Origin of the sequence: Bacillus cereus group sp. MG9, from assembly GCF_040459995.1 — a bacterium.
In the GTDB taxonomy this organism is placed as follows: domain Bacteria; phylum Bacillota; class Bacilli; order Bacillales; family Bacillaceae_G; genus Bacillus_A; species Bacillus_A mycoides.
In genome coordinates this window covers 5,183,998-5,201,333 of record NZ_JARVHC010000001.1, presented here as the reverse complement: position 1 = coordinate 5,201,333, position 17,336 = coordinate 5,183,998, and the positions used below count along the sequence as shown (strand labels likewise).

The following is a 17,336-nucleotide window of genomic DNA, read 5'->3' as shown; positions in this document are numbered from 1 at the left end:
TGTGATCCGTACGGAAGAGATGCTCTTAAATGTAGGGCCGCAGCATCCGAGTACACATGGTGTGTTTCGGCTTGTAATTAAGATTGACGGGGAAATTATTAAAGAGGCTACACCGGTTATCGGATATTTGCATCGCGGAACAGAAAAGATCGCTGAGAGCTTGCAATATACACAAATTATCCCGTATACAGATCGAATGGACTATTTATCAGCAATGACGAATAATTACGTCCTTTGCCACGCTGTAGAGACGATGATGGATCTTGAGATTCCAGAGCGTGCTGAATATTTACGGGTGCTTGCGATGGAGCTTGGGAGAGTTGCGAGCCATCTCGTCTGGTGGGGAACGAACCTGCTTGATATAGGAGCGGTTAGTCCATTTTTATATGCCTTTCGTGAACGAGAGATGATTATAAATTTATTAAGTGAATTGTGCGGTGCAAGGCTTACTTTCAACTATATGAGAGTCGGCGGCGTGAAGTGGGATGCGCCAGACGGCTGGATCGAAAAGGTGAAAGAGTTTGTTCCGTATATGAGAGAGCAATTGGCAGGTTACCACGACCTTGTTAGCGGAAATGAAATTTTCTTAAATCGTGTGAAAGGCGTTGGCGTATATAGCGCGGAAGAGGCAATCTCGTATTCTTTAAGCGGCGCAAATTTGCGGTGCACGGGAGTCCACTGGGATCTTCGCAAAGATGAGCCGTATTCTATTTATGATCGTTTTGATTTTGATATCCCTGTTGGGAGCACGGGAGATGCTTGGGACCGCTACGTTTGCCGGATGAAGGAAATTGAGGAGTCATTAAAAATTATTGAGCAAGCAGCCGAGCAGTTCCCGAAAGACGGCGCTGTGCTGGCGAAAGTGCCGAAAATTATTAAAGCACCTAAGGGAGAAGCGTTCGTCCGTATAGAGTCACCGCGGGGAGAGATTGGCTGTTATATTGCTAGTGATGGAAAGAAAGAGCCGTACCGCTTGAAATTTCGCAGACCGTCTTTTTATAATTTGCAAATCTTACCGAAGTTATTGAAAGGTGAAAACATCGCCAATTTAATTACGATTTTAGGTGGGGTTGATATTGTACTTGGGGAGGTTGACGGCTAATGATTGAGACGCTCTTACAATCACCTTCAAGCTGGACGAATTTCTTCATTTTTTTCGGATTAGCGGTGCTTCTATTATTTGCAGTCCTTGGCTTCGTTACATACGGTATTTTGGCAGAACGGAAAGTGATGGGATTTATGCAAGGGCGGATTGGACCAAACCAAGTTGGGGGCCGGTTCGGTTTACTCCAAACGGTAGCTGATGTTTTGAAACTATTATTAAAAGAAGATAGCATTCCGAAAGCTGCTGATAAACCGTTGTTTATATTAGCACCCGTTATTGCATTCGCACCAGCATTTATGGTGCTTGCGGTTATCCCGTTTACTGATAAATTTCAGTTCGCGGATATTGGCGTAGGATTGCTGTATTACATTGCTGTTTCTGGGATTACGACGATCGGAGTTGTAACTGGGGGATGGGCATCAAATAATAAATATTCCCTTTTAGGAGGGATGCGTGCGGCAGCGCAAATGATTTCTTATGAGATTCCACTTGTGATGAGTGTAATTGGCGTCGTTTTGTTAGCTGGTAGTCTTAACTTGAATGAAATTGTAGCGGCGCAGGAAAAGGTATGGTACATTTTCGCACAGCCAATCGGTTTCGTCATTTTCTTAATCGCGGCAGTTGCAGAGTTAAATAGGACACCGTTTGATTTACCCGAAGCGGAGTCAGAACTTGTTTCAGGATACCATACGGAATACTCAGGTTTTCGCTGGGCGTTTTTCATGCTTTCAGAGTATGTGTATTTCTTCGGGATGTCATCTTTAATTACAGTACTCTTTTTAGGAGGCTGGAATCCAGTTATGTTCCTTGGGTTTATTCCAGGAGCCGTATGGTTTGCTTTGAAATTCAGCAGTGTGGTCTTTCTATTAATTTGGTTCCGCGTTACGTTCCCGCGCATAAGAGGTGACCAGTTAATGGAGTTTGGCTGGAAAGTATTATTACCAATCGCACTTGCAAATATTTTCTTAACGGCATTGATTAAGGAGCTATTCTTCTAATCTATAAAGGGGGTGCCAGTAAGAGATGAAAGGACTATTTAAAGGGTTAAAATATACGCTTAGTAATTTGAGTAAGAAAAAGGTGACGTATGATTATCCAAATCAACCGTTGCCATTACCAGACCGATTTCGAGGTATTCAAAAGTTTTATCCAGAGAAATGTATTGTTTGTAATCAGTGTTCCAACATTTGTCCGACAGATTGCATTCAATTAACAGGAAAAAAACATCCTGATCCTACGAAAAAAGGGAAAATTATCGACACGTATGATATTAATTTTGAAATTTGTATTCTTTGCGATTTATGTACAGAAGTTTGCCCGACAGAGGCGATTGTAATGACAAATAACTTTGAACTTGCAGAGTATTCACGTGATGATTTATTTAAAAATTTGCAGTGGCTTGACGAGAACGACGAGAACATCAGGAAGGAGAATAAAGCATGAACGGCGAGTTTGTAGCTTTCTTTATATTATCCTTGTCTGCGATTATCGGCGGCGTTCTTATGCTGAATTTAACGAAAGTAATGCATATGATGCTGGCCCTTGTGCTTACGTTCCTTAGCATTGCGGGTTTGTACTTTCTCTTATCAGCCGAATTTATCGGAGTGGCACAAATTTTACTTTACTCTGGTGCAATCACTATTATTATGATTTTTGGCATTATGTTAACGAAACATAACGCGGAAAATGAATCGCGCCTTACTCTTCGAAAATGGATTATCTTCTTTGCGGTTGTAGCATTTGGAGCAGTTATGTATTTCGCTGTTAATAGTATCGATTTTTCAAATCAAAGCACACAAGGAAGTTTACCTCTCCATGAAAATAACACACTTCAAATCGGTACACTTCTCTATTCAAAATATATTATTCCATTCGAATTAACCTCAGTTATTTTACTTGTAGCACTTGTAGGAGCGATTATCCTTGCGAAGAAGGATGAGGGAGAGGAGGATTCCCATGAGTAGCGTTCCGGCTTCTGCGTATTTAACACTTGCGATTATTTTGTTTTGCATCGGCTTATTTGGAGCTTTAACAAAGCGAAATACAGTAATTGTACTAGTTTGTATCGAATTGATGTTAAACGCCGCCAATTTAAATCTAGTAGCGTTTAGTAAATTAGGCTTGTTTCCGAATTTAACAGGACAAATTTTTTCGCTGTTTACGATGTCTGTAGCGGCAGCGGAGGCAGCGGTAGGTCTTGCAATTTTGATTGCTTTGTACCGTAATCGCCCGACAGTTCATGTAGATGAGATGGATACGCTCAAAGGATAGCATTGTGACCGAAAAGGGGGAAGGAAACAATGATCGATTATGCATGGCTCATACCGCTTTTCCCGCTTGTTTCGTTTTTGTTACTTATTGTGTTCGGGAAGAAAATTAGAGAGGGAAGTAGTGTACTAGGTATTTTCTTTACCTTTCTCTCCTTTATATCCGCGGTAGTGGTACTAATAGAACGGTTTTCATCCGAGGCAGTGAAGCATAAGTGGGTATGGCTTAGGGTAGGAGATATAGATATATCATTTGGTTTTGAAGTTACCGCATTAGGGGCTTTAATGTTGTTTATCGTTACGCTTGTGAGTTTTCTTGTACATGTGTACTCAAAAGGTTATATGAAAGGTGACACTAGATTACCAACCTTTTATGCATATTTAGGGCTCTTTACCTTTGCGATGCTTGGGCTAGTTATATCGACGAATTTATTACAGCTTTATATATTTTGGGAGTTAGTCGGCCTTGGTTCGTTTTTACTTATCGGTTTTTATTTCTTTAAAGAAGAAGCGAAGGCTGCTGCGAAAAAGGCTTTTATTATGACACGCATTGGGGATGTTGGGCTATTTATTGGGATGATATTAATTTTTTGGCACGCAGGTAGTTTTGAATATGACGCGATTTTTAAAGCGATTCATACGGGTGACCTCTCTCCTTCTATGATTACAATAACGGCGATATTAATTTTTATCGGTGCGATGGGGAAATCGGGTCAGTTCCCGCTTCATACATGGTTGCCAGATGCAATGGAAGGACCGACGCCTGTTTCGGCGCTTATTCACGCGGCAACGATGGTTGCAGCCGGCGTATATTTAGTAGCGACGATGTTCCCGCTATTTTCAGCAAGTGCGGTAGCGATGCAAACTGTGGCAATCGTTGGGGCTTTCACCGCAATCTTTGCGGCCTCTATTGGTCTAGTGCAAACTGATATTAAGAGGGTTCTTGCTTACTCTACAGTTAGTCAGCTCGGGTATATGATGCTTGCACTAGGCTCGGCTGGTTATGTAGCTGGTATCTTTCACTTAACGACACACGCCTTTTTTAAAGCATTATTGTTCCTGGCAGCAGGAAGTGTAATTCATGCAGTCCATACGCAAAACATTAATAAAATGGGCGGTTTACAGAAAAAGATGAAAGTAACCGGTGCACTATTTTTAATAGGCACACTTGCAATTAGTGGTGTTCCTCTTCTTTCCGGATTTTTTAGTAAAGATGAAATTTTAGCGGCGGCTTGGATGAATGGCAATTACTTTCTATTCGTTTTAGCAGTAATTGCGGCATTTCTAACAGCATTTTATATGTTCCGTTTATACTTTCTGGTCTTTACAGGGGAAACGAAGACGAAGGAAGAGGTGCATGAATCACCTCGCACCATGACGTATCCGATGATTGTCCTTGGTGTTCTTGCGGTAGTGGCCGGTTATATAAATACACCATGGTTCGGAACGTTCCTTGGGGATTGGCTTACGAAAGATGTGGGCTTCAAAGTGAAAGACGTGCATGGACCAGCTTGGATTATGGTTGTTGCGACGCTCGTTTCATTTGCGGGAATTGCCCTCGCATATTTCATATATGGCAAGAAATCTATCTCTAGAGATTGGGCCGGCGGAGAAGGGACGTTTCTTTATAACCTTTTGAAAGAAAAATATTATGTGGATGAACTATACAATGCGGCAGTACTTCCTATTACGAAAGGAATCGCTCATGTGCTTCGCTTATTTGAAGTATACGTTGTAGAAGGAATCGCAGTTTTAATTGCTGGACTCGTTAAAGGTATGAGTGGCCTAGGGTCACGGCTTCAAAACGGGAATGTACAAGTGTATGGAACTGTAACAGCAGTTTCGCTCGCAGTGCTCCTAATTATTTTGTTATATACGGGAGGGGATTTACGGTGAATGGATTGCTATTAACGTTCTTCATTTTTTCCCCACTTTTAGGAATTCTCTTGCTTTTATTAACGCCGAAACGAGAATCGCGTACAGTACAGGCGCTTGGTTTATTCGGAACGGCGCTTCCATTTGGAATTGCTATCGTCCTCGCTTGTACATACGCTTCAGGAAAGAGTTTATCGATATTTGATGAAAAAGTGAAATGGATTAAATTTGGGGATTTCACAGCAGTGGACAAAAGGTGGTTTTCAATTTATTACGAGCTTGGTATTGATGGTTTATCGCTTGTAATGATGGTGCTCACAGCCCTTCTAGCGATGCTTGCAGCTATTGCGGCATTTTCTATTAAAAGAAATTTGAAAGCATTCTACATGCTGTTACTCATGTTAGAAATAGGCATGCTTGGTGTCTTCGGTGCTCAAAATTTAATACTGTTCTTCATCTTCTTTGAAATTACGTTGCCGCCAATGTTTTTATTAATTGGCAAGTGGGGGAAATTGTCGAGTGAAAAGGCTGCATATAGTTATTTAATATATAACGGTATTGGATCAGCTATTTTACTTATCGTTTTCTCGGTTTTATTTGCGAAAACAGGTACGACAAATATTACGGAGCTTAAAGAAATATTAACGAGTGTAGGTGCTGGGGGAGGAATGGCCGTCTCAAGTAGCTTACAGTTCGGCTTGTTTCTTGCCATAATGATTGCTTTTGCGATTAAACTCCCTGTTTTCCCTTTGCATCGCTGGATGGTCAATGTACACATAGAAGCGCATCCTGCTGTAGTTATGCTTCATGCGGGGGTTTTGCTGAAGATTGGCGCATACGGTATTGTTCGCTTCGGGAAAGGATTATTCCCAGAATATTTTCGTGATTTTGCAACGCTAATCGCGATTTTAGGGGTAATTAATTTATTGTATGGGGCCTTTCTAGCACTCATCCAAACGGACTTTAGAAAGGTACTTGCTTACTCTAGTATTTCGCATATGGGCATTGTATTAATGGGTCTTGCGGCGTTAAATGCACCAGGTACACAAGGGGCGCTGTTCCAAGTTGTGTCTCACGGTTTAATTGCGGCCTTACTCTTCTTCTTGCTTGGCATTATTGAAGAGCGTTTCGGGACTTCGGATATTACAGCACTTGGTGGACTTGCAAAAAGTGTTCCGGTGCTTAGCGGTTTCTTCCTAGCGGGCGGTATGGCATCGCTTGGAATGCCAGGGATGTCTGGATTTGTTAGCGAATTCCTTGCCTTTCTCGGTTTATTCCAAGGGAAACCAGTCATTGCCGCCGCCGGTGTACTCGGAATTATTTTAACCGCTGTATACGTATTAAGAGCGACACTTCAAGTGACATTTGGTAAGAAAGAATGGGAAGTGAAATCTGATATACACGGATGGGAATACGTTCCTGTTATAGTGCTTATCGTTTGTATTATTGCAATTGGCGTAATGCCAGAACTACTAGGGGATCCACTTCAAACTACATTGAAAACATTGGGGGTGAAGTAGGGTGGATATGAACACATTACTTAGCTTATCATGGCATCTCATGGTACCAGAATTCATTATTCTCGGGGCTGCCATCCTTCTTTCCATATGTGATTTATTTTTTAAGCTGAACCATAGGTATGTTGCGCTTGGTGCAATTGCCGCTGTCTTGTTAGCGATAGTGTCATTAATTATGCTATACAGCGAACCGGCAGGAGATATTTTAAATGGGTCGTTTGTGTTAGATGGGTTTTCAAAAGGATTTAAAACGTTGTTATTAGGCGGAGCAGCTCTCATTTTATGTATGGCAATGAGCGATGATGAGAAGGAGCCTATTCAAGATAAGGGAGAATATTATTATTTAATTTTAATGGCGCTTCTTGGAGCGATGTTCATGGCTTCAAGTGTTGATTTCATTACATTGTTCGTTGGTTTAGAACTACTTTCGCTTTCTTCGTATATTCTAGTAGGAATCCGAAAGAGAAACCGCGCATCAAATGAGGCAGCGATGAAATACGTCATTAACGGAGGAATTGGAACAGCAATTACACTCTTTGGAATGAGTTATTTATACGGTATTACAGGGTCGACCAACATAGTGGAAATGCAAAAGGTATTTACGCAAGAGTTGGCTGGTGGCATTCAATTATTGTTAGCTCTCGCATTTCTACTACTGCTCGTTGGGCTCTCGTTCAAAATTGCAACAGTGCCGTTTCATATGTGGGCACCAGATGTGTATGAGGGAGCGGCTACACCTGTCACAGCTTTCCTCGGAACGATTTCTAAAATTGCTGGATTTCTACTCATTACGCGTTTGTTTCTTATGGTGTTTGCAGGCGTGGCAGTCCAAGGAGACGCACAATCTTTGTACGGGCGTATGAGTATATACATTGCTGTACTAGCTAGTATTACGATGATTGTTGGGAATGTAGTAGCATTAAAGCAATACAACGTAAAACGTCTATTTGCCTATTCAGGTATCGCGCATGCTGGGTATTTGCTAGTCCCCCTTGTAGCGCTATCACAGTTTACGATGGATAGTATGTGGTTTTATATGCTTGCATATATGCTTATGAATATAGGAGCATTTGCAATCATCCACGGATTAATCTTACAAAATGATAAGGAAAATATGAAGATTTTCACAGGGTTATATAAGCGATCCCCCTTTACAGCTATAGTGATGACGATCTTTATTTTATCGTTAGCTGGAATACCGGGGACAGCAGGTTTTATCGGAAAAATTAACATCTTTTTAGGAGCACTTCATGTTGAACCTGCTCATTACGTATTAGCTTCTATTATGATGGGGACAACAGTTGTTTCATTCGTATATTACTTCCGGATATTACAGCAAATGTTTTTCCGCACGGGAGAGACAGAAGAAAAGCTTCGGTTACCGTTAAATATAAAGATTGTCATGAGTCTTTGCGCAATTTCGATTGTAATACTAGGGATTATGCCGATGATTGGTTACAATTTCTTCTATGAATATTTTCCATTAATGAAAGATTTCTTCTTCTTAGGGAACGTGGTACAATAGTAAAAATAAAAGGTGTAGAGTCCGTACTCTACGCTTTTTATTTTGGAGTAACAGCAAATGAAAACACCTATAGGTATATGTTTTTTAACAGAAAATTATGATGTAAAATGTAAGATGCTTATTTGCGTGTGAAAAAGTGTGGCTTCTACTTATTTATGGTATCGTTTTTTACATTTTGCGTAAGTAGTAGCCAAGCAAAAAAAGGGGTCGATTTTTTGGCACATCTTTTAGGGCAACAAGCACTGATTGCCATTGTTTCGCATTTATTGTTTATTACCATTACGTGGTGGGCCTTACAAGGTATTCACATTGAGCGCTTAATGAAGTCTGGAAAAGTGATGCAGACGAGAGTATTACTTATCCTAATTACAATTGCAATTGGGACATCTGTAAGTAACTTTTTCCTTGATTATTTAGGCTATTCAAAGAGTTTAACGTATTTAGTAAAGTAAGTGTATAGAACCTCATATCTCCGTTAACAATGGGGATAGGAGGGGATGAAATTGAAGTTTAAAGCCATTCTTATCGTTATCGTAAGTGTTGTTTTATTTTTGGTTGGATATAAAGAGATGAAACCTATAAGCGATGAACAGAAAATGGAGAGCATGATTGCAGCTTTAGAGAAGAACGATGCAAAAGTAGAGCGGTGGTCATGGTTAGCGCGAGAAACGAAAACAATTTCTAATATACATACGTTTCAAAAACTGTTAAACGATGTGAAGGAAGAGGCAAACATCGAAAGTTGGGAATTAGAACAATCTCCAGATGGATATAAGGCTACATCCTATAAAAAATCTTCTTCACATGAAGAACGAATAGTAGTAACTTGGAGTAAGGAAAATACTAAAGAAAACACTTTTATTATTTTTGAAGTGAGCGGGGCGAAATGGGACCCGAAGTACGTTCAGAACATGGATAAAATTTTTAGTGAAAAACCTATAATTTACACTTGTGTTCAAGGTGTACTGAATGATAAGATTGAAGGTGTTTTGCAAAATAAAACCAATCAGGTTTTGAAAGATCTTTCAGCAAGAGCGATCGAACAGATAGAAGAAAGAGCATTTGTATCAGTCTCCGCATATAATAAAAAGTGGAATGACGCTCTTTCAACAAATAGAGAGAAAATAAATGTGCAAATAGCAATACGTTCTACAAACAACAAAGATACAATTGTGGTTGGCACACCGATCATAACTTCTGAGTATTGAGTGAATAGATACTGAAAAAAGGACACGGAGGGGAATAATTTGGAAAAGATCATCGTCCGTGGCGGAAAGCGGTTAAGCGGCACAGTGCGTGTTGAGGGCGCAAAAAATGCTGTATTACCTATAATCGCTGCAGCCCTATTAGCGAGTGACGGAAAGAATGTACTATCTGAAGTACCAGTATTATCTGATGTATACACAATTAACGAGGTATTACGTCATTTAAATGCTGAAGTCGTATTTGAAAATAACCAAGTAACAATCGATTCTTCTAAAGAATTAAACATTGAAGCACCATTTGAGTATGTACGTAAGATGCGTGCATCTGTTCAAGTAATGGGACCATTATTAGCACGTAACGGTCGTGCTCGTATTGCACTTCCTGGTGGATGTGCAATTGGTTCACGTCCAATTGACCAACATTTAAAAGGCTTCGAAGCAATGGGAGCGAAAGTAAAAGTTGGTAACGGATTTGTTGAGGCACACGTAGAGGGCGAACTAAAAGGAGCTAAAATTTATTTAGACTTCCCAAGCGTAGGCGCGACAGAAAACATTATGTCTGCAGCTACATTAGCAAAAGGGACAACAGTCCTTGAAAACGCAGCGAAAGAGCCAGAAATCGTTGACTTAGCTAACTTCTTAAATGCAATGGGAGCGAAAGTACGCGGAGCTGGAACTGGAACGATTCGTATTGAAGGCGTTGAAAAATTATATGGTGCAAACCACCCTATTATTCCTGACCGTATTGAAGCAGGAACATTCATGGTTGCAGCGGCAATTACAGGTGGAGACATCTTAATTGAAAATGCTGTGCCTGAACATTTACGCTCAATTACAGCGAAAATGGAAGAAATGGGTGTTAAAATTATTGAGGAAAATGAAGGTGTACGTGTTATCGGCCCAGATAAGTTAAAAGCGGTTGATATTAAAACTATGCCTCATCCAGGTTTCCCAACAGACATGCAATCACAAATGATGGCATTATTACTACATGCTGATGGAACAAGTATGATTACAGAAACGGTATTCGAAAACCGCTTTATGCACGTTGAAGAATTCCGTCGTATGAATGCTGATATTAAAATCGAAGGTCGTTCTGTAATTATGAACGGTCCAAGTAGCTTGCAAGGAGCTGAAGTTGGCGCAACTGATTTACGTGCTGCAGCAGCATTAATCTTAGCTGGTTTAGTATCAGAAGGTTATACTCGTGTAACAGAGTTAAAACATCTTGACCGCGGTTATGTAGACTTCCATAAGAAATTAGCTGCATTAGGTGCAACTATTGAACGTGTAAACGAAAAAGTAGAAGAAGTGAAAGAACAAGAAGTTTCTGATCTTCACGCTTAATTGAAGTAGTCTCTATGTCTTTTGACGTAGAGGCTATTTTTTTTGGGTTATTACTGTTATAGTCAATAAATTCTATACTTATGCACGTACCAGTAAAAAAAATTAGAAAATTCGAGTTTTATTTTGCTATTTGCGGTCATGGGAACTTCGCCTCATTAAAGTTTCACTTTATACCGATACCGCCAAGTATGTTCTAAAAGATCCCGTATTTCCATAAGAATGAAAAGAATCCAACTTTATATTGGGGGAATAGGATGAAATTTTCAAAGCCACTTTTCATTACAGTAGCGCTCTTAATAGCGCTCGTTATCATTGTACCTGCTGCTCTTGTTATTCCGTTTGCGAAAGCAAAAGTAGGGGAAGAAGCAGCTTCTAAAACTCCTCCAGCGATAGAAAGTATACCAGCTCCAGGGAAAGTGGATACAGCGGTTCAAGTTGCTGTATATCGTGATCAGCAGAAGAAGGTAGAAACATTACCTATGGAGGAGTATGTGGCCGGTGTAGTAGCTTCTGAGATGAATGCCAGCTTTGAAATAGAGGCGCTAAAGGCGCAGGCATTAGCAGCAAGAACATTTGTAGTGCAGCGTATGCTAAGCGGAGGTAAGAAAAACAACGCGGATGTGATAGATACAGTGAAAGATCAAGTGTACAAAAGCAAAGAGGAATTGAAGAAACAATGGGGTAATAACTACGAAAATAATTTAAAGAAAATTGAGGAAGCCGTTTCGAAAACCGCAGGACAAGTTTTAACGTATGATGGAAAACCAATTTCAGCATCCTTCTTCTCAACGAGTAACGGACGAACAGAAAATGCAGCTGATTATTGGGGGAATGATTATCCGTACTTGAAAAGCGTAGATAGTCCGTGGGATCAAGCCTCTCCAAAATTTACGAGTGAGCAAAAATTCACAGTGGCTGATTTTCAAAAACGTCTCGGTGTGAAAGTACTAGCAAACGGAAAGGTTGGTAATATTAAAGACCTTACGGAAGGAAAGCGAGTAAAGGATGTAGAGTTCCAAGGGAAAACATTAACAGGAAAACAAGTTCGTGAAAAGTTAGATTTACGCTCCTCAGACTTTACGTGGAAACAAGAAGGGGATAACATCACCGTTACAACGAAAGGATTCGGTCACGGCGTCGGTATGAGCCAGTACGGTGCGAATGGTATGGCAGCGGAAGGTAAGAAATATACAGAGATAGTCGCTCATTACTATAAAGGCATTGAAATAAAGACGCTGAATGATTATGAAGGAAAATTGATGGTGAAGAAGTAGAGTACAAAAGAAGACCGTCCCAAAAGGTGTGTTGGGACGGTTTTTCATGTCGCATTTTGTAGTTAAGTCGATATTCCTTGTCGAATCGCTGATATATTCAGAGTTGTGATAGATATATTCGAAAAATCGTCAATGTTCAGTGAGGGGGAAATATAAAGGGGGTGTCGCCTGATCGACAACCGTTTTTGTTATGAAGGCTATCTTTTTATTTGGACAGCCTTCATGACAAATTCTTTTTCAATCTTTCAGGCGTGAACGGTGCTTTAGAGTATGCTTTTTTGTAATATCCCACTCTTTCGTCAAACTATAGCGATGATTTCCTTCAATAATTGCATTACGAATCATTAAGAATTCCCCTTTTATGTTTCCGTAGTTATGTAATACATGAAAACAGTCTTTGAAATATCATAATTTTCCATTAATTTTTTGTTATAATAAAATAAAAACTATTTTGGGGGAGACAGAATGGCGTTATTGGAGTTGAAACAATTAGGGTAATTAACTGTTACGATTTATTTAACCAATTATAACGAAAGTTAATTAAATATATCAGTAAGCCCTGCTAGTCAAGTGATTGGCTAGTAGTGAGGGTTAACTGCGGGGAATCCCTAAAGCTGATTGAACTACAACGTGGCTAGAAATGGTGAGCGTGAATGTCGCGAAAGCAGAAAAAATCAATCAGATCGTGCAAGGTTAAATCCTAAACACTAGAACAATGGGTCTTCCGCCTCGAATCATCTAAGTCAAAATTGATAAGATGAACGTTCAACGACTATCTCGTATAACTGACGAGAGTACATCACAAGCCTATGGTGGTGGAAAAATCCTCTATCTCTAAGTAGATAAACATATAGTCTGCGCTCATGTGAAAACATGAGAAGTTCATAAGAGAACTGGCTAAGGAATTGCGCCCTTAGTTGAACGAGATAAATCTAATTAAATCTATCAAACCTCATCGAATCTATCGAACGTATGTGTTATGGTCGATTCAATGAGGTGAGAATAATAATGAAATTTTCACGAGTTAGTCAAGTATCGGAATTAACAGGTTTGCATCCGAGCAGTCTCAGGAGAATGCTGGTGGAACACGCTACTATTCAGAAGAACCAATCTTTCATTATCTGAAAGGTGAGTGCCCGAATAATCGCACAGTAAAGGAGTTAAATTCTGATGATATTGGCGAAGAAAGTCAGACTGATTCCAACGCCTGAACAAGAAAAAGTGCTTAGAAACCATGCTGGTGCTGCAAGATTCGCTTATAACTATTGTAAAAGAATGAGTGATAGATATTATAAGCTATTTGGAAAATCTGTTTCACAGTTAGCTTTACAGAAACGATTTACAAAGATCAAGAAGCGAAAGAGATATGAGTGGTTAAATGACATCAACGCACAAGTTCCCAAACAGGCTTCAAAAGATTTTGACAAGGCGAGAAAAAATTCGTTCAAAAAGTACAAAAATGGTTATCACACTTCTTATAAATCCAAAAAAGATTTAATTCAAGGATTTTATGCCAATTATGAAAGACTGATTATTGGAAAGAAAGTAGTTCATATTCAGTCCATTGGAGAAGTGAAAACAAGCCAACAACTACCAAGAAACAAAAAACCATCAAATCCAAGAGTTACCTTTGATGGTCGCCACTGGTGGATTAGTGTAGGGTTCCAAGAAGATTTTGAATCCCAAGAACTAACCAATGAGTCGATTGGTGTGGATGTTGGTTTAAAAGAGCTGTTTGTAGCTTCTAATGGTATGAAAGAACGAAATATAAACAAAGATGCTAAGGTTAAAAAACTTTTGAAAAGGAAAAAGTCAGCGCAAAGAGATATGTCTAGGAGATTTAAAAAAGGTGTAAAAATTCAATCTGCCGGATATGAAAAAGCTAAAACTGAGCACCTGCGGTTATCTAGGAAAATTACGAATATCCGAAATAACCATATCCATCAAGCGACAGCTAAATTGGTGAAAACCAAACCAATGAGGATCGTTGTGGAAGACTTACCTATCTCAAACCTGTTAAAAAACAAAAAACTATCGAAAGCATTTTCATTTCAAAAATTAAACTTCTTCTTTCAATGTTTATCATACAAGTGCGAGAAGTATGGCATTGAGTATGTAAAAGCTGATAAATGGTTCGCTTCCAGCAAGATTTGCTCATGTTGCGGAGTAAAATACGACCATTCAGTTCAACCAGAAGGACAGTGGAGTTTAAAAATACGTGAGTGGTGTTGTGTTGGGTGCAATAGCCATCACGATAGGGATGTAAATGCTTCGATAAATTTATCAAGATGGGTAAAATAAATGCTTGATAATAGGAGGTAACGATACTGCCTCGTGTGGAGTGTTATACCCCTCGTCCCTTTGGGGCTGCGAGAACACGATGAAGCACTAACTTGTGTAAATTTGATTGAATTGTATAGATTTAGTTAAGTTTATCGTATCGGAAGACGAACCAGTTGCCGGCAATTGAACTGGAGGTTGAAAAAGGACAATGTGTTGTTTTGCAGTGTAATAATCATACAGCTAAAGTGTTGCATCGCATTATTATTGGTGAGGAAGAAGCTTCAACTGGAAACGTGCTATTTGAAGGAGAAGCGATTGGAAAGAAAAATTATTCCCGCATCGGCTTTTGTTTTTTGAAAGATGAAGCATACGACCGTTTGAAGGTGAAGGAGTACTTCAAGTTCTTATTAGGGCTTTATGAGTCACATATGGGTATAGAAGAAGTTGTACAATATGTCGGTCTCCTAGATAAGTTGAACGTTAAAATAGAAAAACTATCATTTTCAGAGAAACGCCGTCTTCATCTTGGGCGAGTTATGATTCATAATCCGGATTTAGTTATTTTAGAAGAGCCAGAGCAAAATGTCGATACAGAGAGTACGATCATTATTCGAAAAGCGATTATGAAAATGAAAGAGCAAGGAAAGGCAATCTTTATTACGTCCTCCTTTTTATCAGATGCCCTTTCGCTGACAGAAGATGTGTACATATTAAACAACGATGGTGTGAAAAAGATAGAAATAGAGCAAGAGGAAGTTGAAGAAGTCGATGAAGAAAAAGTAGTTCAAATGATTCCGCAAATGAAACTTGAACGAATCCCAGCGAAAGTGAACGATAAAATCATTTTACTGGATCCGATGGAGATTCATTTCATTGAAACGCAAAACGGAGTGACACATATTCATGTGCGCGAAGGGGATTTCGTATGTGCATTAACATTAAGTGAATTAGAAACGAGATTAACAGGATTCGGATTTTTTAGATGTCATCGCTCGTACCTCGTTAATTTACAAAGAGTACGAGAAGTCATTACGTGGACACGTAATAGTTTTAGTTTAATTTTGGATGACGAAAGAAAAAGTTCAATTCCGCTTTCAAAAGGAAGAATGGATGAATTAAAAGGTGTAATTGGGATATAAAAATGCTCCGATAAGCTCAAAATACGATTCATTCAACAGTAAAAATACTCCTTTTACTGGTATTTTACTGCGTAAACCCTTTGTTTTTCATATGATTGAGTCAAGAAAAGCGAAATAATCAAATCGAAACTTGCGAAAGTAAATTTCATCTATAAAAGAAAAACAAAGGGGATGACGAAATGACATTGGCAATTGAAATGAAAGATGTAATGAAAAGTTTCGATGGAAAAACGGCCCTTCGAAATGTAAATATTGAGGTAAAGCAAGGAGAAATCTTTGGATTCCTCGGACCGAGTGGATCTGGAAAAACGACAACCGTAAAAATATTAACATCTCAATTGCTTCATAGTATTGGAACGGTACGAGTGTTGGGGAAAGACATTACAGGACCAAGCAGCATCGATTACAAACGAATCGGCATTTTAACAGACAATAGCGGCTTATACGAAAGACTTAGCATTTATGATAACTTACTATTATTTTGTGACTTATACGATTGCAAAAAAGAACGAATTGATGAAGTGTTAGCACAAGTGAACTTATTGGATGATAAAAAAACACAAGTGAAAAAATTGTCAAAAGGAATGAAGCAGCGCGTCACACTAGCGAGAGCGATTCTTCACAAACCAGATATCCTCTTCTTAGATGAACCAACATCTGCACTTGATCCAGTAAATGTGCAAAACATTCATAAAATCTTAAAAGACTTAAATAAAGAAGGAACAACGATTTTTTTAACAACGCACAACATGGACGAAGCAGAGACGCTTTGTAACCGTATTGCCTTTCTGTGCGGCGGAGAAATTGTAGCGCTTGATACACCAGAAAACTTGCGATTAAAGTACGCGAAAGATCAAATACAAGTTGTGTTAAAAGATAAACAAAAAGAAACAGTGAAAAAAGACGAATTAGGTGCAAAACGTATTTCAGAATGGATGAACAAAGGAGAATTACTATCCATTCATTCACACGAACCAACTTTAGGTGATATCTTTATTGAAGTTACTGGGAGGGGATTATAATGACATTTTCAATGAGACGTGTATCAGCTATTTTTAGAAAAGAAGTACAAGATTTTAAGACGAATTCACAAGTGTTGTTAATGGCATTTTTACCAATTATATTTTCATTTTTATTTAGCAGATTTGGAGTGGGAAAGGAAATGTTAGGCACTACTACTATAACGGCTTTCCTATTTGTCGCAGGCTTTGTTCAATCTATGGTAATTGCAGAAGAAAAAGAAAAACATACACTACGTGTGTTAATGTTATCCCCAGCATCATCTGTTGAAGTTCTTCTTGGAAAGAGTTTATTAACAGCGGGTCTGACGATGGTCATTTGTATTGCAAATTTATTCATTTTAGATCAGTTAAATATCAATCTTCCATTGGTAGGATTGATATTCCTATGTGGAACTATTTTATTTATCGTGCTTGGAACAATGATCGGATTACTTGCATCTTCTGTACCACAAACATCATTAATTGGAATGCCTATTTTAATGACGATGTATTTAGCTGTACAATTTGAGTCACTAGTTGAAAATAAAACAATTAAGACGATGATTGAATATCTTCCAACATCTCATATTGTAAAAGCAATTAACAGCTTAGTAGGTGGGGCAGGATTTATTAGTATTGGTGGGCATGTATTAAATATTGCAGTTTGGCTTATCATTTCGCTTATTGCATGTTTGATCGTATATAAAAAGAAACAAATGGACTAAAAACTGAGCTCAAACGCTCAGTTTTTTCCTTTTTCTATCATTTCCTCGGAAATTTTGCAATTCCTATACATGT

General features: G+C 39.0%; 16 protein-coding genes. All 16 read left to right on the top strand.

Annotated features, from left to right (window positions below):
- Nucleotide 1: 1 nt before the first annotated feature.
- The 16 genes from nuoD (at nucleotide 2) to QCI77_RS26765 (ending at nucleotide 17,263) form a co-directional block, all read left to right on the top strand.
- Complete coding sequence (nuoD, locus tag QCI77_RS26840; RefSeq protein WP_353825710.1) at nucleotides 2-1,102, top strand: NADH-quinone oxidoreductase subunit NuoD; 1,101 nt, start codon at nucleotides 2-4, stop codon at nucleotides 1,100-1,102.
- Nucleotides 1,102-2,103 (top strand): NADH-quinone oxidoreductase subunit NuoH, encoded by a 1,002-nt coding sequence (gene nuoH / locus QCI77_RS26835; RefSeq protein WP_002068471.1) that lies wholly within the window; start codon nucleotides 1,102-1,104, stop codon nucleotides 2,101-2,103. Before nuoD ends, nuoH begins: the two co-directional genes overlap by 1 nt.
- A gap of 25 nt (nucleotides 2,104-2,128) precedes the next feature.
- Nucleotides 2,129-2,548, top strand: a complete 420-nt coding sequence (gene nuoI, locus QCI77_RS26830) for an NADH-quinone oxidoreductase subunit NuoI (RefSeq protein WP_002016193.1) — start codon at nucleotides 2,129-2,131, stop codon at nucleotides 2,546-2,548.
- A complete protein-coding gene (locus QCI77_RS26825; RefSeq protein ID WP_001012819.1) occupies nucleotides 2,545-3,069 on the top strand; it encodes an NADH-quinone oxidoreductase subunit J in 525 nt (174 codons plus the stop codon). The genes nuoI and QCI77_RS26825 overlap by 4 nt, the downstream gene beginning before the upstream one ends.
- Nucleotides 3,062-3,376 carry an NADH-quinone oxidoreductase subunit NuoK gene (gene nuoK / locus QCI77_RS26820; RefSeq protein WP_000100081.1) on the top strand — a complete coding sequence of 105 codons (315 nt, stop codon included), beginning with the start codon at nucleotides 3,062-3,064 and terminating at the stop codon, nucleotides 3,374-3,376. Before QCI77_RS26825 ends, nuoK begins: the two co-directional genes overlap by 8 nt.
- Before the next feature lie 29 nt (nucleotides 3,377-3,405).
- Nucleotides 3,406-5,268 (top strand): NADH-quinone oxidoreductase subunit L, encoded by a 1,863-nt coding sequence (gene nuoL, locus QCI77_RS26815; protein ID WP_353825708.1) that lies wholly within the window; start codon nucleotides 3,406-3,408, stop codon nucleotides 5,266-5,268.
- A complete protein-coding gene (locus QCI77_RS26810) occupies nucleotides 5,265-6,767 on the top strand; it encodes an NADH-quinone oxidoreductase subunit M (RefSeq protein WP_353825707.1) in 1,503 nt (500 codons plus the stop codon). The genes nuoL and QCI77_RS26810 overlap by 4 nt, the downstream gene beginning before the upstream one ends.
- Nucleotides 6,768-6,774: 7 nt before the next feature.
- The gene (gene nuoN / locus QCI77_RS26805) at nucleotides 6,775-8,289 is read left to right on the top strand and encodes an NADH-quinone oxidoreductase subunit NuoN (RefSeq protein ID WP_353825801.1); all 1,515 of its coding nucleotides are present in this window, start codon (nucleotides 6,775-6,777) and stop codon (nucleotides 8,287-8,289) included.
- A gap of 215 nt (nucleotides 8,290-8,504) precedes the next feature.
- The gene (locus tag QCI77_RS26800) at nucleotides 8,505-8,741 is read left to right on the top strand and encodes a DUF1146 family protein (RefSeq protein ID WP_002016201.1); all 237 of its coding nucleotides are present in this window, start codon (nucleotides 8,505-8,507) and stop codon (nucleotides 8,739-8,741) included.
- Nucleotides 8,742-8,792: 51 nt separating this feature from the next.
- Complete coding sequence (locus QCI77_RS26795) at nucleotides 8,793-9,497, top strand: YwmB family TATA-box binding protein (protein ID WP_002139032.1); 705 nt, start codon at nucleotides 8,793-8,795, stop codon at nucleotides 9,495-9,497.
- Between the two features lie 39 nt (nucleotides 9,498-9,536).
- On the top strand, nucleotides 9,537-10,841 hold the full coding sequence (murA, locus tag QCI77_RS26790) for a UDP-N-acetylglucosamine 1-carboxyvinyltransferase (RefSeq protein WP_002068497.1): 1,305 nt from the start codon (nucleotides 9,537-9,539) through the stop codon (nucleotides 10,839-10,841).
- Between the two features lie 254 nt (nucleotides 10,842-11,095).
- Complete coding sequence (gene spoIID / locus QCI77_RS26785) at nucleotides 11,096-12,115, top strand: stage II sporulation protein D (RefSeq protein ID WP_353825706.1); 1,020 nt, start codon at nucleotides 11,096-11,098, stop codon at nucleotides 12,113-12,115.
- 1,170 nt (nucleotides 12,116-13,285) lie between these two features.
- Complete coding sequence (locus tag QCI77_RS26780) at nucleotides 13,286-14,416, top strand: RNA-guided endonuclease InsQ/TnpB family protein (protein WP_353825705.1); 1,131 nt, start codon at nucleotides 13,286-13,288, stop codon at nucleotides 14,414-14,416.
- Between the two features lie 155 nt (nucleotides 14,417-14,571).
- Nucleotides 14,572-15,537 (top strand): LytTR family transcriptional regulator DNA-binding domain-containing protein, encoded by a 966-nt coding sequence (locus QCI77_RS26775; protein WP_353825704.1) that lies wholly within the window; start codon nucleotides 14,572-14,574, stop codon nucleotides 15,535-15,537.
- 179 nt (nucleotides 15,538-15,716) lie between these two features.
- On the top strand, nucleotides 15,717-16,559 hold the full coding sequence (locus tag QCI77_RS26770) for an ABC transporter ATP-binding protein (protein WP_002143851.1): 843 nt from the start codon (nucleotides 15,717-15,719) through the stop codon (nucleotides 16,557-16,559).
- Entirely contained in the window at nucleotides 16,559-17,263 is a 705-nt protein-coding gene (locus QCI77_RS26765; RefSeq protein ID WP_353825703.1) for an ABC transporter permease, read from the top strand. Before QCI77_RS26770 ends, QCI77_RS26765 begins: the two co-directional genes overlap by 1 nt.
- Nucleotides 17,264-17,336: the final 73 nt, after the last annotated feature.